At 71.2% G+C, this 21,131-nt stretch carries 16 protein-coding genes and 2 rRNA genes; 4 read left to right on the forward strand and 14 right to left on the reverse strand.

Going from position 1 to position 21,131, the window contains the following annotated elements:
• The first annotated feature begins 216 nt into the window (after positions 1-216).
• Entirely contained in the window at positions 217-2,019 is a 1,803-nt protein-coding gene (locus M6G08_RS33460) for a glycoside hydrolase family 15 protein (RefSeq protein WP_272591500.1), read from the forward strand.
• Between the two features lie 161 nt (positions 2,020-2,180).
• Entirely contained in the window at positions 2,181-3,857 is a 1,677-nt protein-coding gene (locus M6G08_RS33465; protein ID WP_272590880.1) for a PucR family transcriptional regulator, read from the forward strand.
• Between the two features lie 18 nt (positions 3,858-3,875).
• Here the strand turns inward: M6G08_RS33465 and M6G08_RS33470 are convergent, their stop codons facing one another.
• The 6 genes from M6G08_RS33470 to M6G08_RS33495 all read right to left on the reverse strand — a co-directional run bounded on the left by M6G08_RS33470 (position 3,876) and on the right by M6G08_RS33495 (position 10,187).
• Positions 3,876-5,021, reverse strand: coding sequence for a glycosyltransferase family 4 protein (locus tag M6G08_RS33470; RefSeq protein ID WP_272590881.1), 1,146 nt, complete (start codon positions 5,019-5,021; stop codon positions 3,876-3,878).
• A 186-nt stretch (positions 5,022-5,207) separates the two neighbouring features.
• Positions 5,208-5,969, reverse strand: a complete 762-nt coding sequence (locus M6G08_RS33475) for a hypothetical protein (protein ID WP_272590882.1) — start codon at positions 5,967-5,969, stop codon at positions 5,208-5,210.
• A 312-nt stretch (positions 5,970-6,281) separates the two neighbouring features.
• Positions 6,282-8,024, reverse strand: a complete 1,743-nt coding sequence (gene recN, locus M6G08_RS33480) for a DNA repair protein RecN (protein WP_272590883.1) — start codon at positions 8,022-8,024, stop codon at positions 6,282-6,284.
• A gap of 141 nt (positions 8,025-8,165) precedes the next feature.
• Positions 8,166-9,071, reverse strand: a complete 906-nt coding sequence (locus M6G08_RS33485; RefSeq protein WP_272590884.1) for an NAD kinase — start codon at positions 9,069-9,071, stop codon at positions 8,166-8,168.
• On the reverse strand, positions 9,068-9,883 hold the full coding sequence (locus M6G08_RS33490; protein ID WP_272590885.1) for a hemolysin: 816 nt from the start codon (positions 9,881-9,883) through the stop codon (positions 9,068-9,070). Before M6G08_RS33490 ends, M6G08_RS33485 begins: the two co-directional genes overlap by 4 nt.
• 7 nt (positions 9,884-9,890) lie before the next feature.
• Entirely contained in the window at positions 9,891-10,187 is a 297-nt protein-coding gene (locus M6G08_RS33495) for a hypothetical protein (protein ID WP_272590886.1), read from the reverse strand.
• Between the two features lie 42 nt (positions 10,188-10,229).
• On the opposite strand from M6G08_RS33495, the gene M6G08_RS33500 reads away from it, so the two are divergent.
• On the forward strand, positions 10,230-10,577 hold the full coding sequence (locus tag M6G08_RS33500; protein WP_272590887.1) for an SCP2 sterol-binding domain-containing protein: 348 nt from the start codon (positions 10,230-10,232) through the stop codon (positions 10,575-10,577).
• Here M6G08_RS33500 and M6G08_RS33505 read toward each other — a convergent pair.
• The 4 genes from M6G08_RS33505 to M6G08_RS33520 all read right to left on the reverse strand — a co-directional run bounded on the left by M6G08_RS33505 (position 10,561) and on the right by M6G08_RS33520 (position 14,675).
• Positions 10,561-11,448, reverse strand: a complete 888-nt coding sequence (locus M6G08_RS33505; RefSeq protein ID WP_272590888.1) for an ABC transporter ATP-binding protein — start codon at positions 11,446-11,448, stop codon at positions 10,561-10,563. The two genes, M6G08_RS33500 and M6G08_RS33505, sit on opposite strands and share 17 nt — an antisense overlap.
• Positions 11,445-12,482 (reverse strand): FecCD family ABC transporter permease, encoded by a 1,038-nt coding sequence (locus M6G08_RS33510; protein ID WP_272591501.1) that lies wholly within the window; start codon positions 12,480-12,482, stop codon positions 11,445-11,447. Before M6G08_RS33510 ends, M6G08_RS33505 begins: the two co-directional genes overlap by 4 nt.
• Before the next feature lie 11 nt (positions 12,483-12,493).
• On the reverse strand, positions 12,494-13,540 hold the full coding sequence (locus M6G08_RS33515; protein ID WP_272590889.1) for a FecCD family ABC transporter permease: 1,047 nt from the start codon (positions 13,538-13,540) through the stop codon (positions 12,494-12,496).
• A 103-nt stretch (positions 13,541-13,643) separates the two neighbouring features.
• Complete coding sequence (locus M6G08_RS33520) at positions 13,644-14,675, reverse strand: HAD hydrolase-like protein (protein ID WP_272590890.1); 1,032 nt, start codon at positions 14,673-14,675, stop codon at positions 13,644-13,646.
• 72 nt (positions 14,676-14,747) lie between these two features.
• Between M6G08_RS33520 and M6G08_RS33525 the strand changes: the two genes are divergently transcribed.
• Positions 14,748-16,040: a DUF1015 domain-containing protein gene (locus tag M6G08_RS33525; RefSeq protein WP_272590891.1), complete on the forward strand. Its 1,293-nt coding sequence runs from the start codon at positions 14,748-14,750 to the stop codon at positions 16,038-16,040.
• A gap of 73 nt (positions 16,041-16,113) precedes the next feature.
• Here M6G08_RS33525 and M6G08_RS33530 read toward each other — a convergent pair whose 3' ends face one another.
• The 4 genes from M6G08_RS33530 to M6G08_RS33545 all read right to left on the reverse strand — a co-directional run bounded on the left by M6G08_RS33530 (position 16,114) and on the right by M6G08_RS33545 (position 21,049).
• The gene (locus M6G08_RS33530) at positions 16,114-16,851 is read right to left on the reverse strand and encodes a tetratricopeptide repeat protein (protein WP_272591502.1); all 738 of its coding nucleotides are present in this window, start codon (positions 16,849-16,851) and stop codon (positions 16,114-16,116) included.
• Positions 16,743-17,513 (reverse strand): hypothetical protein, encoded by a 771-nt coding sequence (locus tag M6G08_RS33535; protein ID WP_272591503.1) that lies wholly within the window; start codon positions 17,511-17,513, stop codon positions 16,743-16,745. The genes M6G08_RS33530 and M6G08_RS33535 overlap by 109 nt, the downstream gene beginning before the upstream one ends.
• A gap of 191 nt (positions 17,514-17,704) precedes the next feature.
• Positions 17,705-17,821, reverse strand: a 5S ribosomal RNA gene (gene rrf, locus M6G08_RS33540).
• 107 nt (positions 17,822-17,928) lie between these two features.
• Positions 17,929-21,049: ribosomal RNA gene (locus M6G08_RS33545) — 23S ribosomal RNA — on the reverse strand.
• Between the last annotated feature and the right edge of the window lie 82 nt (positions 21,050-21,131).

The raw sequence follows: 21,131 nt of genomic DNA on the forward strand, positions 1-21,131 counted from the left end.
ACACGGCACCACCCCCCGCCCGTCAGCACCGGAACAACGAGAGCTCGTCAGTCCGTTGAGCAACAATTGTCTTTTGCGGCACAGCGTTTGGCTTCACGGCCGGACGGCTGCTTTGCTTCATGGCTCAACGACACATGACTCACCCCTGACCCCCCTTGACCGCACTAGCGACCGCCCCCATGCGGGGGTGACGTGGCCGTTCGACTGGAGTTGCACGTGGCCGGGCGCATCGAAGACTACGCACTCATCGGAGACATGCAGACCGCCGCGCTGGTCTGCCGGGACGGCACAGTCGACTGGCTGTGCCTGCCCCGCTTCGACTCGCATGCCATCTTCGCGGGCCTGCTGGGAACCGGGGAACACGGCTTCTGGCGGATGGGCCCCGCCTACGCGCCCGGCGCCGAGCCGCCCACCGCGGCCCGGCGGACCTACCGGGGCGACTCCCTGATCCTGGAGTCCGAGTGGGACACCCCGCGCGGCACGGTCCGGGTGACCGATTTCATGCCGCCGCGCGACGGCGCGCCGCAGCTGATCCGGATCGTGGAGGGCGTCTCCGGCCGGGTGCCGATGCGCTCGGAGCTCAGGATGCGGTTCAGCTACGGCCGGGTGGTCCCGTGGGTGCGCAAGCACGAGGGCCGCACGGTGGCCGTCGCGGGCCCGGACTCCGTGTGGTTCGACACGGAGGCCGAGACCTACGGCAAGGCGCTCACCACGTACGCGGACTTCACGGTCGCTCCGGGTGAGCGGATCGCGTTCACCATCTCGTGGGAGCCCTCGCACAAGGAGCCCCCGCCGCTGCCGGAGCCGGAGCAGTCCCTGGAGGCCACCGAGGACTTCTGGCGCGACTGGGTCGAGCACTGCACGTACCACGGGCCCTACCGGGAGGCCGTGGTCCGCTCCCTGATCACGCTGAAGGCCCTGACGTACGCCCCCACCGGCGGCATCGTCGCCGCGCCCACCACCTCCCTGCCGGAGGACATCGGCGGCGTCCGCAACTGGGACTACCGCTACACCTGGCTGCGCGACGCGGCGATCACCCTGTCCTCGCTGCTGCGCACCGGCTACCGCGAGGAGGCCCGCGCCTGGCGCGAGTGGCTGCTGCGCGCGGTCGCCGGCGACCCGGAGAACCTGCAGATCATGTACGGCATCGCCGGCGAGCGCGAACTCGGCGAGGCGGAGCTGGACTGGCTGCCGGGCTACGAGGACTCCACCCCGGTCCGGGTCGGCAACGGCGCCGCGCACCAGCTCCAGCTCGACGTCTACGGCGAGGTCACCGAGGCCCTGCACCTGGGCCACATGACGGGCCTGGCCCGCAACGACTACGCCTCGGTGCTCCAGCTCAAGCTGATCCGCTACCTGGAGGACCACTGGCAGGAGCCGGACGAGGGCATCTGGGAGGTGCGCGGCCCGCGCCGCCACTTCGTGCACTCCAAGGTGATGGCCTGGGTCGCCGTCGACCGCACCATCAAGCTGATCGAGTCCGGCGACGCCGACGGTCCGCTGGAGCGCTGGAAGCAGCTGCGCGACGACATCCACCGGGACGTCTGCGAGAAGGGCTACGACAAGGAACGCAACACCTTCACGCAGTCCTACGGCTCCCAGGAGCTGGACGCCTCGCTGCTGCTGATCCCGCAGATGGGCTTCCTGCCACCGGACGACAAGCGGGTCATCGGCACCATCGAGGCCATCCAGCGGGAGCTGTCCACCTCGGACGGCTTCATCCTGCGCTACCCCACGGAGGGCGGCGACGAGGGCGTGGACGGTCTGCCCGGCGACGAGGGGGCCTTCCTGGCCTGCTCGTTCTGGATGGCCGACGACCTGGCGATGATCGGCCGCGTGGACGAGGCGCGCAAGCTCTTCGAGAAGCTCCTCTCGCTCCGCAACGACCTGGGCCTCCTGGCCGAGGAGTGGGACCCCCGCCTCCAGCGCCAGGTCGGCAACTTCCCCCAGGCCTTCAGCCACGTCCCCTTGATCGACACGGCCCTGAGGCTGACGGCGAGCGGGGCGTACGGGGGCTAGCGGGCCGCACAGAGGCCGACGAACGGCTGCCCGCGCCGCCCTGGCCGCGGGCAGCCGCCGTCCCGCCCGGCTGACCTGCGCGCCCCGTCGGCACCGTCCCGCCCTCAGCCATCGCTTACGCGAGGTGTGCCCGGCGCACACCCCCGGGTACCGTCCGCTCCATGAACACCGCCGCCGCACCCCCGCCCACGGGCATCACCGTGCAGCGCGCCCTGGAACTCCCCGGCCTCCGCAGCGGCCTCCCGGAGATCCTCGCCGGCGCCGACCGCCTGCACCGCACCGTCCGCTGGGTGCACGCCGGCGAGGTGCCCAACATCGCCTCCCTCCTCAAGGGCGGCGAGCTCCTCCTCACCACCGGCTACGGCCTCGGCACCCGCCCCGCCGAGCAGCGCGCCTTCGTCCGCACCCTCGCGGAACGCGGCATCGCCGCCCTCGTCGTGGAACTCGGCCCGCGCTTCGCCCGCCTCCCCGCCGCTCTCGTGGACACCGCCCGCACGGCGGGCCTGCCGCTGGTGCAGCTGCACCGGGAGGTGCCGTTCGTGACGGTCACCGAGGAGATCCACACCGAGATCGTCAACGGCCACTACGCACTCCTCCAGCGCGCCGAGGAGGTCCACCGCCGCTGCACGGACGCCCTGCTGGGCGGCGGCGGAGTCCCCCAGGTGCTCGGCATCCTCGCCGGCTTCGGCGACAACCCGGTCTTCCTGGAGACCACCGACGGCCGCCTGCTGTACGCCGCCGGCTCCGGCCCGGAGGGCGCCGACCCGCTCCAGGTGTGGGAGGGCCTGCGCGGCCCGCACAAGGACGCCCCTCCCCCGGCGGGCTCGGTCCTGGTCGACGTGCCCGGCGGCGGCCCCGGTGCGGGCACCGCGCCCGGCCCGGGCACCGGCGCGGGCCCCGGCCCCGGTTCGGTGCGCGCCCGGCTCGTGATGCTCCCCGTACGGTCCCCGCTGGCGCAGGTGCACCGGATGGCGGCGGAGCGGGCGGCCGGCATCCTCGCCGTGGTGCTGATGCAGGCACGGCAGGAGGAGGAGCTGGCGGCGCGCGGGCGAGGCGACTTCCTCACCGACCTCGCCGAGGGCCGGATCACCGCTGAGGACGCCCCGGCGCAGGCCCGCGTCCTCGGCTTCAAGCCCGGGGCCGGCCCGCTGCTCCCCGTGGTGATGCGGCTCGGCGACGCCCTGTCCCCCGCCGGCGGCGGCTGGGCGGTGCTGGCGCGGGCGGTCGCCGAGGAACTGGCGTCGGTCGGGGTGCCGGTGCTGCTGGGCGTGCGTCCGGTGGAGGGCCGGGTCCCACTGCTGCTGGGCCTGCGCTCGGAGTCGGAGCGGGCGGCGGTCGCGGACCGGGTCGCGGCGGCGCTGCGGGCGGGCGCGGAGCGGGCCGGGATGCAGCGGCCGGGAGCGCAGCCGCCCGTCGTGGTCGTCGGTGTGGCCGGCGGCTGGGCGGCGGCGTCGGCGGGGCTCAGGCACGCGGCGGAGACGGCGACCGCCGCGCAAGGGCTCACCGACCGGCCCTGGTACGACGCCCGGCGCCTCGACATCGACCTGCTGCTGTGGCGGCTGCGCGACCATCCGGACCTCGCGGCGTTCGTGGACCGGGCGATCGGTCCGCTGCGCGACCACGACGACCGTTCCAAGCCGCCCCTGCTGCCCACGCTCCAGACGTACCTGGCGCACGCGGGCCGCAAGGCGGAGACGGCGCGCGAGCTGCACCTCAACCGGCAGACGCTCTACAACCGGCTGGCGCGGATCGGGGAGTTGCTCGGCACGGACCTCGACGACCCGCAGACCGTCCTGGCGCTGAGCCTGGCCCTGCGCGCCCGCCGGCACGTGCCGTGACCGGGAGCCTCGGACTCCTCACAGCAGCGGCGTGGGCCGGGTCAACTCGTCGTAGACACTGAGCACCTGGGCGACGGTCTCGTCCTCCGTCGGCCAGGTGGCCGCCTGCCGCACTCCCTCGTCGCGCAGTTCCTCGCACCGCCCGGGATCGCCGAGCAGGCGCACGACGGCTTCGGCCAGCGCTTCCGCGTCCCCGTCCGGGACGAGTTCGGCGGCCTCGCCGACGAGTTCGGGGACGCCGCCCACGGCGCCGGCGACCAGCGGCACGCGCGCGTGCAGGGCCTCCTGGGCGAGGACGGAGCGTGCCTCGCGGCGGCTCGGCAGCAGCGCGAGGTCGGCCGCGGCCAGCAGGTCGGTGACGTCGTCGCGGCTGCCGATGAGCAGCACCGGCAGCCTCTCGGTCTCGATCCTGCGCTGCAACTCGGCGCGCAGCGGGCCCTCCCCGGCGACGACGACCAGCGGGGCCGGGTCGAGGCCGCGCCACGCACGCGCGGCGTCGAGCAGGACGTCGTAGCCCCGGTGCGGCTCCAGGGAGCCGACGGCGATGAGCAACGGACGGTCGACAGCGCCGAGTTCGGCACGGATCTTCGGACGTCTCCCGTCCGGGTCGTCGGACTCGCCGGTGCCGCAGGGCCGGGCGGGGAGCGCGACGGGGGCGAGCCGGGCGTCCCGCGCGCCCGTCCGGCGGGCGCCGTCGACCAGTTCCGAGGTGGCGCCGAGCACCACGGTGGCGGACTTCATCACCCGCCGTTCCAGTACGCGCAGCAGGTGGGCGCGGGCTCCTTCGGCACGGACGCGGTCGTGCCAGGTCACGACGAACGGCGTGCGGACCCGCCGCCCGCCGAGGGCGAGCGCGGCACGGAAGGAGGCGTGCAGCCCGTGCGCGTGCACCAGGTCGGCGTCCGCGCACACCGCCCGCAGCGCGGCGACGGAGACCGGGTCGCTGCTGCGCGGGACGTGCACGTGGTCGGCTCCGGTGCCGGTGAAGTCGTAGGTGCGTTCCGCATCGTCGGGGGCGCACACCGTCACGTTCACGCCCCGTGCGACGAGCCCCGCGGCCAGGGAGCGCACGTGCGCGCTGCTGCCGGCGTTGCCGCCGCCCAGCACCTGCACGGTGCGCAACTGCGACTGGCCGTGCGGTGCGAGGCTGCTCACGGGGGTCACCTGGCCGGGGCTCCTGGTTCGGCGGGGACGGTCACGAAGAACGTACAGAACGATGGGTCGGGGAGGGTGCGCCGCGTGCTGGCCCGGGCGTCACTCCGTCAAGGATGCCAGGCCGTACGGGTGTTCCGGGAACGACGGCCGCCGCGCGTGGGCGACCGTCCGGGCAACGGGACGGGGCCGGTTCACTCACCCGAGTGAACGTGCCGCCTCGCTCACCCGCTCCCCGCACGCGGCCGCGGCCACGAGCGCGACGGCGTGCGCGGCGAGCCCCGCGCGGCCGTTGCCGGCCACCACCGCGGCGCCCAGGGCCGCGCCCAGCGCGTGTGCCCCCGTGTCACCGAGCATGGTGCGCTCGGCGAGGTCGTCGGGCAGTACGGCCGCGGCGGCGCCCATGGCGACGGCGGCCGTCTCCGCCCCGGGCCCCTCCCGCAGCAGCCCCGGCGCCCCGAGCGCGAGCACCGCCGCCGCGGCCCGTCCCGGGCGTACGTCCACGAGGTTGACGAAGTGCGCGGCCCCCGCCACGACGACGCCCGCGAGCACCTTGTCCAGCGGCCGTTCCTTCAGCACCGCGCCGGTGGCGAGCCCGGCCGCGGAGATCCCGAAGAGCTTCACCGTCCCACTGGTGACCTCACCGTCCCGCAGCGCCGCCAGATGCGCCCGCAAACCCCGCCGGGAGTCACCGGCGCCCGCCACATCGTCGTAGGCCCCGCAGGCCCCCGCGGCGAGTACCGCGAGTCCGACACCGGACCGCACCCGCGCCGTCCCCACGGCAGCCGCCAGCGCGCACGCGGGCCCGGCGTACAGGTCCACGGTCCGCCCGGCGTGGTTCCTCCGCTCCCACCGCGCCCGGCCGCCCGGCGCCACGGCACGCAGCGCGGTCAGGCCGGTCCGCGCGAGGGCGGCGGCGAGGACGAGGGAGGAGCCGTTTTGGGGGACACGGTCGATCATCGGGCCACCCTACGGGACCCGTCCTCCGCCCCTCCGCCGGACGTCAGCCCGCTCCAGGACGGCAGCGGTGCCGCCGAACCCGCCGGGCAGGTCGCCCCGCCCGCGCGGCCGGAGACCGGGACCTACCGCCGCGGAAGCCCGCCCGGACCACCTGTGCGTCCGGCCGCGCCGTGCGCACGCGCCGCCGGGCCCCGCCGGGACATGCGTCCCGACGCCGGACGCGGCGTTTCGGGCGCCCGCCCGGTGGCCGACGGTCTGCCGGCCCCTCACCGCCACGACCGCGGCCGCGACCGCACGGCCGCCCGGACCCGCCTACGCGTCCGACCGCGCCGTCTCCAGCAGTTCCTCCGCGTGCGCGCGGGCCGTCTCCGAGTCCTCCTGGCCCGCCAGCATGCGGGACAGCTCGCGGATCCGCTCCTCGCCCTCCAGGACCTTGACGCCCGAGCGGGTCACCGACCCGTCGTTCGTCTTCTCCACCAGCAGCTGCCGGTCGGCGAACGCCGCCACCTGCGGCAGGTGCGTGACGACCACGACCTGCGCGTTCTTCGCGAGCCGTGCCAGGCGCCGCCCGATCTCGACCGCCGCCTTGCCGCCGACACCGGCGTCCACCTCGTCGAAGAGGTACGTCGGCACCGGGTCCGTGCCCGCGAACACGACCTCCACCGCCAGCATCACGCGCGACAGCTCACCGCCGGACGCCCCCTTGGCGATCGGCCGGGGCGGCGCGCCCGGGTGCGGGGCGAGCAGCAGCTCGACCTCGTCGGCGCCCGAGGGCCCGTAGGCGACCGTGCGCCCACCGACCTCGACGCCCTCCGGGTCCTCCGTCTGCCGGATCGCGAAGGACACGCGCGCGTGCGGCATGGCGAGCGAGGCCAGCTCGGCGGTGACCGCGGCGGCGAACCGTTCGGCGGCCTCCGTCCGCGCGTCCGTCAGTGCCTGCGCCAGCCCGCCCAGCTCCGTTCTGAGCGCGTCCCGTTCGGCGGTCAGCTCACCGATCCGCTCGTCGTCGCCGTCCAGCTCGGTCAGCCGCGCGGCGCCCTGCTCGGCCCAGGTCAGCACGGCGGCCACGTCCTCGCCGTACTTCCGGGTCAGCGCGGTGAGCGCGGCCCGCCGCTCCTCGACCGCCGCCAGCCGCAGCGGGTCGGCGTCCAGGTCGTCGGCGTACCCGGCGAGCTCCCCGGCCACGTCCCGCAGCAGGATGCCCACCTCGCCGATCCGCTCGGCGAGCGCGGCCAGCGCCGGGTCGTGCGCCCGTACGGCGTCCAGGGCCCGCTGCGCGCCCGCGACCAGCGTGGAGGCGTCGACGCCCTCGGGGTCCTCCGGATTGCCGGCCAGCGCGGCGTGCGCGGCGGTGGCGGCCGACGCGAGCGCCTCGGCATGGCCGAGCCGCTCCGCCTCCTCCGCCAGCTCCGCGTCCTCGCCGGCGCGCGGCTCGACCGCAGCGACCTCGTCGAGGCCGTAGCGCAGGAGATCGGCCTCCTGGGCGCGCTCACGCGCGCGCGTGGTGATCTCCTCCAGCTCACGGGCGACGGCCCGCAGCCGCCGGTAGGCCTCGGCGTACTTGGCGAGCGGCCCGGCGACCGCGTCACCCGCGTACCGGTCCAGCGCCTGCCGCTGCCGGGTCAGCTTGAGCAGCCCCTGCTGGTCGGTCTGCCCGTGCACCGCCACCAGTTCGTCGGCCAGCTCGGCGAGCATCCCCACCGGCACCGACCGTCCGCCCAGGTGCGCGCGCGAGCGGCCCTCGGCGGAAACGGTACGGCTGATCAGCAGCGCCCCGTCGTCCAGCTCGGCCCCGGCCTCCTCGGCCCGCACCGCCGCCGCCGCGTCGTCGGGCACGGCGATGCGCCCCTCGACGACCGCGTTCTTGGCCCCGATCCGTACCAGCGCCGCGTCCGCGCGGCCGCCCAGGAGCAGCCCGAGGCTGGTGACCACCATGGTCTTGCCCGCACCCGTCTCACCGGTGACAGCGGTGAACCCGGGCGACAGCTCGACCACGGCGTCGTCGATGACTCCCAGCGACCGTATCCGCATCTCCTCAAGCACGGACACGACCATACGAGGTCCAGGGCAGGAAGCGCACACAGGCCACTCATGTCACCCCCGCGAGTGCATGCCGCCCCAAGGGCGCGGGGAACTGCGCGACCGGCCGCGACGCGCCCGCCCTCCGCGACGTGCCGAACCACCCCATCGAGTCCGCTAGTGCGGAGCGCCACGCCATCCGGAAACCGGCAAAGCGAACTTCGCCACCAACCGGTCGGTGAAAGACGCATGGTGCAACCGGGCCAACCGCACCGGCACCGCCCCCCGCCGGACCTCCACCCGCGCCCCCGGCGGCAACTCCACCGTCCGCCGCCCGTCACACCACAGCACACCCGGCGGGATATGGGGCAGCACCTCCACCGCCAGCACGGAATCCGGCGACGTCACCAACGGCTTCGCGAACAGCGCGTGCGCGCTGATCGGCACCATCAGCAGCGCCTCCACCTCGGGCCAGACCACCGGCCCCCCGGCCGAGAAGGCGTACGCCGTAGACCCGGTCGGCGTCGACAGCACGATGCCGTCGCAGCCGAACCCGGTCACCGGCCGTCCGTCGATCTCCAGCACGACTTCCAGCAGCTTCTCGGCACCGGCCTTCTGCACGGCCGCCTCGTTCAGCGCCCAGTCCGTGTGCACGATGTCGCCGTTGCGGTGCACGACGACGTCGACGGTCATCCGCTCCTCGACCTCGTACGCCCGGTTCACCACCCGGTCGACGACCTTGTCGAGATCGTCGCGCTCGGCCTCCGCGAGGAACCCGACCCGGCCCAGGTTGACGCCGAGCATCGGCACCCCGGAGGCACGGGCGAACTCGGCGCCGCGCAGCAGCGTCCCGTCACCGCCGAGCACGATGAGCAGCTCGCACCCGTCGAGGCACTGCGGGGTGGCCTCCCCGACCAGCTCCACCTCCTCCGGCAGCGGCAGGTCGCACGCCTCGGCCTCCAGGACGCGCACACCGAGCCCGGCGTGCAGCAGCCCCTTGACCACGAGCTCCGCGCTGCGGATGGCCGCGGGACGCCCGGTGTGGGCGAGCAGGAAAACAGTACGCGCTCGGTTCTGTGTCAACTCGGCCCCTCCGCCACTGCACGGTCAACGTCGGCCGGGTCCAGTTCACCGGCACCGGCCCGGAGCCACAGAAAGTACTCGACGTTCCCGGAGGGTCCGGGCAGCGGACTGGCGGTGACCCCCTTCACACCGAGCCCCAGCTCCCAGGCCCTGCGGGCGACCCCCGTCACGGCCTCGGCGCGCAGCTGCGCACTGCGCACCACTCCCCCGCTGCCGAGGCGCTCCTTGCCCACCTCGAACTGAGGCTTCACCATCATCACCAGGTCGGCGTCCGGCCGGGTGCACCGCACCAGGGCGGGCAGTACCAGTCCGAGCGGGATGAAGGACAGATCCCCCACGACAAGGTCCACGGGCTCCCCATCGATCGCTTCCGGCGTCAACTCGCGTACGTTCGTACGGTCCTTGACGGTGACGCGTTCATCCTGCCGGAGGGACCAGGCGAGTTGCCCGTAGCCGACGTCGACGGCGACGACGTGCGCGGCGCCCGCACGCAGCAGTACGTCGGTGAAGCCGCCGGTGGACGCGCCGGCGTCCAGCGCCCGCCGGCCCTCGACGACGAGCCCCTGCGGCACGAAGGCCGCGAGGGCGCCGGCCAGCTTGTGGCCGCCGCGCGAGACGTAGTCGGGATCGCTGTCGTCGGCGCTCACCACGATCGCGGCGGCGGTCTCCACCTGCGTGGCCGGCTTGGTCGCGACGGTCTTGCCGACGGAGACCCGGCCGGCGGCGATCAGCTGGCTCGCGTGCTCGCGCGAGCGCGCCAGCTTGCGGCGGACCAGCTCCGCGTCGAGACGGCGGCGTGCGACTCCTGCCACGTTCGGTTCAGCTCCTGTTTTCGTACGGCGATGGCGGGACCGCAGGTCCCGGGCGGGCGTCGAGCGCGGTCAGCGCGTCACGCAGCCCCCGGTGTACATCCTCGTACACCTCGACATGTCCGTCCGTGGTCAGGTGGTCGGCGTCGGCCAGCCGGGACAGCCGGGCGTCCACCTCGGCGTTCCCGGTGGGAGTGCACGGGACGTCCAGGGGGGCGGGGGCGGCGGGGGCATGCTCCGGCGCGTGCGCCTCGGCCGCCGCCCCGCCGGCCTCCTGTGCCTCCGGTTCCGGTACTGCGTCGTTCATGCCCCGACGCTACCGCGTACCGCTGGGGTACCGTCGGTCCCGATGGCGACGACTGAGGAGTGCCGCGCCGCACTCGAGAAGCTCTCGGACAACATGGGCGACGCCGAAGGGGACGTGCGGTCCGCCGCCGAGCTGGACCGCACGGTGAGCTGCCACATCACCGACCTGGACGTCACCTTCGCGGGACGCATGGCGGACGGCCGGATCGACGTGCGCGAGACCCTGGAGGGCCCGCCGCGCGAGAAGGCCGAGATCAGGCTGGCGATGACCGGGGACGACCTGGTCGCCCTGGTCGCCGGCGAGCTGAACTTCGCCAGGGCCTGGGGTTCGGGCCGGGTGAAGCTGGAGGCGGGCCTGCGCGACCTGTTCCGCCTCAGGAAGCTTCTGTAGCCGCCACCTTCTCCAGCTCCGCTCGACCGCCGCCCCGTGCCTTGCGCGCGGCCGGCACCACCAGCGGCGTACCCGTCTCGGGGTCGTCGATGACCTGGCAGCGCAGCCCGAAGACCCGCTCCACCAGGTCGGCGGTGACGATGTCCTTCGGCGCGCCCTCGGCGATGATCTCCCCGCCGCGCAGGGCGATGAGGTGGGTGGCGTACCGGGCGGCGTGGTTGAGGTCGTGCAGCACGGCGACGAGGGTGCGGCCCTGCTCCTCGTGGAGCTCCGCGCACAGGTCGAGGACGTCGATCTGGTGCTGGATGTCGAGGTACGTCGTCGGCTCGTCGAGCAGGAGCAGCGGGGTCTGCTGGGCGAGGGCCATGGCGATCCACACGCGCTGGCGCTGTCCGCCGGAGAGTTCGTCGACGTAGCGGTCGGCCAGCTCCGCGATGCCGGTCTGGGCCATCGACTCCTGGACGACGCGCTCGTCCTCGGTCGACCACTGGCGCAGGATGCCCTGGTGCGGGTAGCGGCCGCGGCCGACGAGGTCGCCGACGGTGATGCCGTCGGGGGCGATGGACGACTGGGGCAGCAGACCGAGGGTGCGGGCGACCTGCTTGGCGGGCATCGACTGGATGACGGAACCGTCGAGCAGCACCCGGCCCTGGGTGGGCTTCAGCATCCGCGACAGGGCGCGCAGCAGGGTCGACTTGCCGCAGGCGTTCGGGCCGACGATCACCGTGAAGGAGTTGTCGGGTATCTCCACCGACAGCTTCTCCGCGATGACCCGCTGGTCGTAGGCGAGGGTGACGTTCTCGGCGGTCAGGCGGTTCACGTTGCTCCTTTGGTTGTTCAGCCCGCTGCGGTCGCCGGTGCCGGCGCTCATATCCGGCCCGCCTTGCGCTCGGTGACCAGCAGCCACAGCAGGTAGACGCCGCCGAGCACGCCGGTGACGACGCCCACGGGCAGCTGGTCGGCGCCGAAGGCCCGCTGCGAGACGAAGTCGGCCGAGACCAGCAGGGCGGCGCCCATGCACACGGACGGCAGCAGGTTGGGGCCGGGCGAGCGGGTCAGGCGCCGGGCGAGCTGCGGCGCGGTGAGCGCCACGAAGCTGACCGGTCCCGCCGCGGCGGTGGCGGCGGCGGTGAGCAGCACGGCCGCCACCATCAGCAGGGCCCGCACGCGCTCGACGCGCACTCCGAGGGCGTACGAGACGTCGTCGCCCATCTCCATCATCCGCAGCGCGCGACCGTTGGTGAGGACCAGCGGGACGAGCACGGCGCACAGCACGAGCAGGGGCCAGACCTGGTCCCAGTCGCGGCCGTTGAGGGAGCCGGTCATCCAGACCACCGCGCGGGAGGCGTCGACGATGTCGGCCCGGGTGAGCAGGTAGCCGTTGACGGCCGTGACGATCGCGGAGACGCCGATGCCGACCAGAACCAGCCGGTAGCCGTGCACGCCCCGCTTCCAGGCGAGCAGATAGATGGCGAGGCCGGTCACCAGGCCGCCGACGAGCGCGCCGCCGGTCACCTGCGCCGAGGTCCCGGAGAACAGCACGATCATGGTCAGGGCGCCGGCCGTCGCGCCCTGCCCGAGGCCGAGCACGTCCGGGCTGCCGAGCGGGTTGCGGGAGATGGCCTGGAACAGCGCGCCGCCCATCCCCAGCGCGGCGCCGACCAGAAGCCCGACCAGGACCCGCGGCAGCCGCAGTTCGTTGACGATGAACTCCTGGCTCGCGTTGCCGCCGCCGACCAGGGTCCTGAGCACATCGGCGGCCGGTATCTCGAAGTCGCCGGTGCCGATCAGCAGGACGCTCGCGGCCAGCGCGAGAAGCAGCAGCAGGGCGACGACGACGGTGGCCCGCACGTCGAGGCGGAAGGACAGCCCGCCGGGACTGCGCACGGCACGGTTCTTCCTCACGGCTTTCGTGGTCACAGCTGGGCCGTCCTCCGCCGTCGTACGAGATAGATGAAGACCGGGCCGCCCAGGACGGCGGTGACGATGCCGACCTGAAGCTCGGAGGGCCGGGCGACGATCCGGCCGAGGACGTCGGCGCCCAGCAGCAGCACGGGCGACAGGATCGCGGCGTACGGCAGGATCCAGCGCATGTCGGGCCCGGTGAAGGAACGGACGATGTGCGGGACCATCAGACCGACGAACACGATCGGCCCGCAGGCGGCGGTCGCCGCCCCGCACAGCACGGTCGCGGCCAGCATGGACAGCGCCCGGGTGCGGTTGAGGTTGGCGCCGAGCGCCTTGGCGGTGTCGTCGCCCATCTCCATGGCGTTGAGGGGCCGGGAGAGGGCGAGGGCGAGGATCGTGCCCACCACGAAGAACGGCAGCACTTCCATGATGGTGTCGTCGGTCGCCGAGGACAGCGACCCGACCGTCCAGAAACGCATCCGGCCCAGCGCAGCGTCGTCCATGATCATCACGGCTTGGAGGTAGCCGAAGAGCGCGGCGCTGATCGCGGTGCCGGCCAGGACGAGCCGCACCGGCGTGGCCCCCCTGCTGCCGCCGAGGAACCAGACCAGCGCGCCCACACCCGCCGCCCCGGCGAACGCGAACCACACGTACCCGGTCAGGGAGGTGACGCCGAAGAAGGTGATGGCCGTGACGACCGCCGCGGAGGCGCCCGCGTTGATGCCGAGCAGGCCGGGGTCGGCCAGCGGGTTGCGGGTGAGCGCCTGGAGGACGGCTCCGGCGAGCCCGAGCGCGGCCCCCGCGAGCAGACCGAGCACGGTCCGCGACTGCCGTTCGCCGACGACCACGTCGCTGTAGGTGCCCGTGTCGTGGAACAGGCCGTGCCAGACCTGCGCCAGGGACAGGTCCTTCGCGCCGACCGCGAGGCTCGCCAACGCGATGAACACCAGGACCGCTGCCGAGACGGGCAGCCCGACGGCACGTACGACACGGCGCTTCGGGGGCGGCGCGGGGGCGGTCTCCGCGCGCTGTTCGGGGGGACTGTCGACCAACACGCGGTTAGGTTAGCCTACCCTGCCAATCGATCACGATCCCGAGGACGCCGATGCCGCCCGGAACGTCTCCGTTCGCAGCCGGGCTCCTGCCCCGTACGGCGGCTCACAACCCCAGTCGCGCCAGCGGCTTCCCGGAATCCAGCGCACACCCCTCCTCCCCGCCCGCCGTCCAGGCCGCCGCGCACAGCGCACGCAGCCCGTCCAGCACCGCGCCGTCGCCCTCGAGCTCCAGTCGCTCGGCGCCGGCCGTCGCCGTCCAGCCGCCGCACCGGAAGCCCTCACTCCCGTCCTCCGTGACCTCCGGCTGCCCGCCGAGCAGCCCGCGCAGATCGGCGTCGACGTACGTCGGCCGGTGGTGCGGCGGCGCCGCCAGCAGCCGCGCCCCGTCGGTCACCCCGGTCAGGACGAGCAGCGAGTCGACCTCGCCGTTGAACGCGCCCTCGATGTCCGTGTCCAGCCGGTCCCCCACCACCAACGGCCGCTGCGCGCCGGTGCGCAGGATCGTCTCCCGGTGCATGGGCGGCAACGGCTTGCCCGCGACCCGCGGCTCGGCGCCGGTGGCGATCCGGACGACCTCCACCGCCGCGCCGTTGCCCGGTGCGATGCCCCGGGCGCCCGGGATCGTCAGGTCCGTGTTGGAGGCGTACCAGGGCACCCCCCGCGCGATCGCGTAGCAGGCCTCCGCGAACCGCCCCCACGGCAGCTCGGGCCCGCCGAAGCCCTGCACGACGGCCGCCGGATCGTCCTCCGCCGAATCCACCGGCTCCAGGCCCCGCTCCCGCAGGGCGACCCGCAGCCCCTCACCGCCGATCACCAGCACCCGTGAGCCCGACGGCACCTGCTCGGCGATCAGCCGGGCCACCGCCTGCGCCGACGTGATGACGTCGGCGGCGCCCGTCGGTATGCCCAGCTCGGTCAGGTGCGCGGCCACCGCGTCGGGAGTCCGGAGCGCGTTGTTCGTGACGTACGCCAGGCGCATGCCGCCCGCGCGGGCCGTGGACAGCGACTCGACCGCGTGGGCGATGGCCTCACCCCCCGCGTACACCACCCCGTCCAGGTCGAGCAGCGCCGTGTCGTACGCCTCGCCCAGGCTCCGCCCACAGCCCTCGGGCCTCGTCCTGACGCTCCGGCTCATTGCACATCGCTCCTCGTTCGACGCCTTTCCCCCGATCATCCCCCATGCCACTGACACACGTACGATGCCGGGATGAACACAGCAGGTCACCCGGAAGCAACGGCGCGCCGGGGCCTGGAACTCACCCCGTTCCGAGGCCTCCGATACGACCCAGACCGGGTCGGCAGCCTGGCCGCCGTGACGTCCCCGCCCTACGACGTCGTGGTCCGTCCCGACGGCCTGCTCCACCTCGAGTCCGCCGACCCGCACAACATCGTCCGCCTGATCCTCCCCCAGGCCGCCACGCCCGAGGCCCGCAACGAACAGGCCGCCGAGACCCTGCGGCGCTGGAGGTCGGAGGGCGTACTGACCGCCGACCCCGAGCCCGGCCTGTACGTCTACGAGCAGCGCGACGGCGAAGGCATGCTGCAACGCGGCATCATCGGTGCTCTGCGCGTGTCCGACCCCGCCGAGCAGGTCGTGCTCCCGCACGAGGACGTCATGCCGCACGTCGTCGCCGACCGCGCGGCCCTCATGCGGGCCACCTCGGCGAACCTCGAACCCCTGCTCCTCACCTACCGCGGCGACGGCGCCACGGCAGCCACGACGACCGTCGTGGAACGCACCGCCGAACGGCCGCCGCTGCTGTCGACGACCACGGAGGACGGCTACTGCCACCGCCTGTGGTCGCTCACCGACGCCGAGGACCTGGCCCGTGTCCGCTCGGAGCTGGCGCGGCACCAGGCCCTCATCGCCGACGGCCACCACCGCTGGGCCACCTACCGCACGCTCCGCGCGGATCACCCCTCCCCGAGCCCCTGGGACCACGGCCTCGTCCTCCTGGTCGACACGGCCCGCTACCCGCTGCGGGTCCGCGCCATCCACCGCCTGCTGCACGGCTTTCCGGTGGACGACGCCGTCGCCGCCCTGGACGGCCACTTCCGCGTCCGCCGCCTCGACGGCCCCCTGACCCGGGCCATGGAGGACCTGGCGAAGACGGCCGAGTCGGGCAACGCCTTCCTGCTCGCCGGTGACGGCTCCTTCCACCTCGTCGACCGGCCGGACCCCGCCCTGCTGGACCGCACGGTCCCCACCGACCGCCCTCAGGCGTGGCGCACCCTGGACGCCACCGTCCTGCACGCCACGCTCCTGGCCCACGTCTGGCGCATCCCGGACGACTCCGCCGCCCACGTCTCCTACATCCACGACACGGCGGCCACCGCGGAGAAGGCGGAACGCGACGGCGGTACGGCGGTACTGATGCACCCCGTCCGCGAGGAGGTCGTACGCGAGCTGGCCCAGCAGGGCGTGACGATGCCCCGGAAGTCGACGTCCTTCGGCCCCAAGCCTGCCTCGGGCCTGGTGCTGCGCGCGCTGGACCTGTGACGGGCCGCGAGCCGTGACGACGAAGGGGCGGGACCGGTACCGGTCCCGCCCCTTCGTCGTCACTTGGCGGACGTCAGTCCTTGTCGCCGTCCGCGTCTTCCACGGACTGGCTCCCCGCGTCGCTCTCGCCCTCGTCGAGGGCGTCCATGAACTCCACTCCGTCCAGCTCGGCCAGCCGGTCGGAGGCGTCCGTGCTGCCGTCCCGGTCGGACTCGACGGCCTTCGCGAACCACTCCCGCGCCTCCCGCTCCCGGCCGGCGGCCAGCAGCGCGTCGGCGTAGGCGTACCGCAGCCGCGCCGTCCAGGGCTGTACGGAGTTGGAGGCCAGCTCCGGGCTCTGCAACGTCACGATGGCCGCGTCCAGCTGGCCCATGTCGCGCCGGGCGCCGGCCGCCACGAGGCGCATCTCGACCTGACCGGCCTTGTCGAGCTTGTGCACCTCGGAGGCACCGGCCATGTCCAGCGCCTTCTCCGGCCGACCGAGTCCACGCTCGCAGTCCGCCATCACCGGCCACAGCTCCACGGAGCCGGTCATCCGGCGCGCGGCCCGGAACTCCGCCAGGGCCTCGCTGTACTTCTGGTTGGCGTACGCCGCGAACCCGGCCGCCTCGCGTACGGCGGCGACACGGGACGCCAGACGCAGGGCCACCCTCGAGTAGCCGTACGCCGCCTCCGGGTCCTCGTCGAGGAGCCGGGCGACCATCACGAGGTTCCTGGCGACGTCCTCCGCGAGCGTCTTGGGCAGGCTCTGCAGCTCCTGCCGTACGTCCTTGTCGATCTCGTCGCCCGTGACCTCCTCGGGGATCGGCAGACGCTTGATGGGCTCGCGATCCCGGTCCCGGTCCCGCTCCTCGCGGAAGCGGCCACCGCCGCCCTGCCGGTCGTCCCGCCCACGGAAGCCACCGGGTCGCCCGCCTCGGTCGTCACGCCGGGGACCACGTCCGCCGCGGTCGTCGCGGCCTCGGAACCCCCCGCGGTCGTCCCTGCCGCGGAACCCGCCACGGTCGCCCCCACGGCTGTCGTCGCGCCGGCCGAAGCCACCACGGTCGTCGCGGCGGTACGAGGGGCGGTCATCACCACGGTCATCGCGGCGGAAGGAGGGGCGGTCACCACCACGGTCGTCACGGCGGAAGGATGGGCGGTCACCACCACGGTCGTCACGGCGGAAGGAGGGGCGGTCACCACCACGGTCGTCACGACGGAACCCACGGTCCCCGCCACGGTCCCGGTCATCACGTCGCGGCCCACGGTCCCGGTCATCGCGACGCCCGTACCCGCCACCACGGTTGTCGTCACGCCGGTCATCACGACGGTCGTCACGACGGAAGCCGCGCTGGCCCCCTCGGTCGTCACCTCGACGGTCATCGCCTCGACGGTCGTCCCGTCGGAACCCACCGCGATCAGGACCGCGACCACGGTCGTTGTCGCGACGGAAACCGCCGCGGTCCCCGCGCTGACCGGAACGGTCACCACGGCCACCACTGTCCCGTCGCCGCTGATCGCGCTCCGGTCGGTCGTCGGGAGAGTTGGTGGACATGGGTGACTCCTGTCTTCGGTACCGCAGGTCATTCTCGCGCAGCCGGGTACCCGGCGCGCCCTGGAAAAACGAAAGGACCCTTGGTCCCCAGCTGAACGCTGGGGACCAAGGGTCCTTTCCAAAGATTGTTCGGCGGCGTCCTACTCTCCCACAGGGTCCCCCCTGCAGTACCATCGGCGCTGTAAGGCTTAGCTTCCGGGTTCGGAATGTAACCGGGCGTTTCCCCTACGCTATGACCACCGAAACCCTAATGGTTTCGAGCGAACAAGCACACTCTTCAATTGTTCTGTTCAGCTCGAAAGCCGGCAACTGTTCGTTGCCTCAGAACTAACACAGTGGACGCGAGCAACTGAGGACAAGCCCTCGGCCTATTAGTACCAGTCAACTCCACACCTTACGGCGCTTCCATATCTGGCCTATCAACCCAGTCGTCTACTGGGAGCCTTACCCCATCAAGTGGGTGGGAGTCCTCATCTCGAAGCAGGCTTCCCGCTTAGATGCTTTCAGCGGTTATCCCTCCCGAACGTAGCCAACCAGCCATGCCCTTGGCAGAACAACTGGCACACCAGAGGTTCGTCCGTCCCGGTCCTCTCGTACTAGGGACAGCCCTTCTCAAGACTCCTACGCGCACAGCGGATAGGGACCGAACTGTCTCACGACGTTCTAAACCCAGCTCGCGTACCGCTTTAATGGGCGAACAGCCCAACCCTTGGGACCGACTCCAGCCCCAGGATGCGACGAGCCGACATCGAGGTGCCAAACCATCCCGTCGATATGGACTCTTGGGGAAGATCAGCCTGTTATCCCCGGGGTACCTTTTATCCGTTGAGCGACGGCGCTTCCACAAGCCACCGCCGGATCACTAGTCCCGACTTTCGTCCCTGCTCGACCCGTCGGTCTCACAGTCAAGCTCCCTTGTGCACTTACACTCAACACCTGATTGCCAACCAGGCTGAGGGAACCTTTGGGCGCCTCCGTTACTCTTTAGGAGGCAACCGCCCCAGTTAAACTACCCATCAGACACTGTCCCTGATCCGGATCACGGACCCAGGTTAGACATCCAGCACGACCAGACTGGTATTTCAACGACGACTCCACCCACACTGGCGTGCGAGCTTCAAAGTCTCCCAGCTATCCTACACAAGCCGAACCGAACACCAATATCAAACTGTAGTAAAGGTCCCGGGGTCTTTCCGTCCTGCTGCGCGAAACGAGCATCTTTACTCGTAGTGCAATTTCACCGGGCCTATGGTTGAGACAGTCGAGAAGTCGTTACGCCATTCGTGCAGGTCGGAACTTACCCGACAAGGAATTTCGCTACCTTAGGATGGTTATAGTTACCACCGCCGTTTACTGGCGCTTAAGTTCTCAGCTTCGCCTGGACGAATCCAAGCTAACCGGTCCCCTTAACGTTCCAGCACCGGGCAGGCGTCAGTCCGTATACATCGCCTTACGGCTTCGCACGGACCTGTGTTTTTAGTAAACAGTCGCTTCTCGCTGGTCTCTGCGGCCACCCCCAGCTCAGACCGTAAAGATCATCACCAGGTGTGGCCCCCCTTCTCCCGAAGTTACGGGGGCATTTTGCCGAGTTCCTTAACCATAGTTCACCCGAACGCCTCGGTATTCTCTACCTGACCACCTGAGTCGGTTTAGGGTACGGGCCGCCATGAAACTCGCTAGAGGCTTTTCTCGACAGCATAGGATCATCCACTTCACCACAATCGGCTCGGCATCAGGTCTCAGCCTTGTGTGCGACGGATTTACCTACCGCACGGCCTACACCCTTACCCCGGGACAACCACCGCCCGGGATGGACTACCTTCCTGCGTCACCCCATCACTCACCTACTAACCGCTTGGTTCAGCGGCTCCACCACTCCCCTTCACCCGAAGGATCCAGGGCGGCTTCACGGCCTTAGCATCACGATGCTCGATGTTTGACGCTTCACAGCGGGTACCGGAATATCAACCGGTTATCCATCGACTACGCCTGTCGGCCTCGCCTTAGGTCCCGACTTACCCTGGGCAGATCAGCTTGACCCAGGAACCCTTAGTCAATCGGCGCAAACGTTTCTCACGTTTGTATCGCTACTCATGCCTGCATTCTCACTCGTGAACCGTCCACAACTCGCTTACGCGGCTGCTTCACCCGGCACACGACGCTCCCCTACCCATCACAGCCGGCGTTAGCCGTCATGCTGCAATGACACGACTTCGGCGGTACGCTTGAGCCCCGCTACATTGTCGGCGCGGAATCACTAGACCAGTGAGCTATTACGCACTCTTTCAAGGGTGGCTGCTTCTAAGCCAACCTCCTGGTTGTCTGTGCGACTCCACATCCTTTCCCACTTAGCGTACGCTTAGGGGCCTTAGTCGATGCTCTGGGCTGTTTCCCTCTCGACCATGGAGCTTATCCCCCACAGTCTCACTGCCGCGCTCTCACTTACCGGCATTCGGAGTTTGGCTAAGGTCAGTAACCCGGTAGGGCCCATCGCCTATCCAGTGCTCTACCTCCGGCAAGAAACACACGACGCTGCACCTAAATGCATTTCGGGGAGAACCAGCTATCACGGAGTTTGATTGGCCTTTCACCCCTAACCACAGGTCATCCCCCAGGTTTTCAACCCTGGTGGGTTCGGTCCTCCACGAAGTCTTACCTCCGCTTCAACCTGCCCATGGCTAGATCACTCCGCTTCGGGTCTTGAGCGTGCTACTCAACCGCCCTGTTCGGACTCGCTTTCGCTACGGCTACCCCACAACGGGTTAACCTCGCAACACACCGCAAACTCGCAGGCTCATTCTTCAAAAGGCACGCAGTCACGACGCAAGGACAAGTCCCTGCGCGACGCTCCCACGGCTTGTAGGCACACGGTTTCAGGTACTATTTCACTCCGCTCCCGCGGTACTTTTCACCATTCCCTCACGGTACTATCCGCTATCGGTCACCAGGGAATATTTAGGCTTAGCGGGTGGTCCCGCCAGATTCACACGGGATTTCTCGGGCCCCGTGCTACTTGGGTGTCTCTCAAGCAAGCCGCTGACGTTTCGACTACGGGGGTCTTACCCTCTACGCCGGACCTTTCGCATGTCCTTCGCCTACATCAACGGTTTCTGACTCGCCCTACGGCCGGCAGACCGTAGAAGAGAGATCCCACAACCCCGCACACGCAACCCCTGCCGGGTCTCACACGTATACGGTTTGGCCTCATCCAGTTTCGCTCGCCACTACTCCCGGAATCACGGTTGTTTTCTCTTCCTGCGGGTACTGAGATGTTTCACTTCCCCGCGTTCCCTCCACACTGCCTATGTGTTCAGCAGCGGGTGACAGCCCATGACGACTGCCGGGTTTCCCCATTCGGACACCCCCGGATCAAAGCCTGGTTGACGACTCCCCGGGGCCTATCGTGGCCTCCCACGTCCTTCATCGGTTCCTGGTGCCAAGGCATCCACCGTGCGCCCTTAAAAACTTGGCCACAGATGCTCGCGTCCACTGTGCAGTTCTCAAACAACGACCAACCACCCATCACCCCGGGACCACATCCCGAGTGCACTGGG

Source organism: Streptomyces sp. M92 (genome assembly GCF_028473745.1).
GTDB lineage: Bacteria > Actinomycetota > Actinomycetes > Streptomycetales > Streptomycetaceae > Streptomyces.